The sequence below is a fragment of the Vibrio sp. 2033 genome (genome assembly GCF_033339735.1).
The window spans coordinates 1-619 of the sequence record NZ_JAWOVC010000495.1 but is presented as its reverse complement, the minus strand read 5'-3'; the positions used below and the strand labels follow the sequence as shown (position 1 = coordinate 619).

The following is a 619-nucleotide window of genomic DNA, read 5'->3' as shown; positions in this document are numbered from 1 at the left end:
CGGTTCAGTACCCAGACTTGCACAACTTACACGGCCACAATTTAATTACCACCGATGGCACAACGTTGCTTGGCGCGGACAACAAAGCGGGCATCGCAGAAATTTTGTCTGCGATCGCGATGTTGATTGAGAATCCAGACATTCCTCATGGTGACATTTGTATCGGTTTTACGCCGGATGAAGAAATCGGTCGTGGTGCGGATTTGTTTGATGTTGAGAAGTTTGGCGCGAAATGGGCATACACTATCGATGGTGGCCCGCAAGGCGAACTTGAATATGAGAACTTCAATGCGGCAAGCGCCGATGTGATTTTCCATGGCGTAAGCGTTCATCCAGGTACGGCTAAAGGCAAAATGGTCAATGCGATGAATTTAGCGGCGCAATTCCAAGTTAAAATGCCAGCAGACCAAACCCCTGAAACTACCGAAGGGTATGAGGGTTTCTTCCATCTGAAATCGGGAGAACTGGGTATCGCCCGCAGTGAGCTTGGTTACATCATTCGCGATTTTGACCGTGAAGGGTTAGAAGAGCGTAAGGCGCTGATGCAAAAACTTGTCGATGAAATGAACGCAGGTCTGAAACACGGTTCTGTCGAACTTAAGATTACCGACAGTTACTA

The 619-nt window shown here is 48.0% G+C and carries 1 protein-coding gene; it reads left to right on the top strand.

Features of this window, described 5'->3' with window-relative positions; genetic code table 11:
• On the top strand, nt 1–619 hold a 619-nt coding region (pepT, locus tag R7P74_RS27405; protein WP_318123831.1), incomplete at both ends, for a tripeptide aminopeptidase PepT.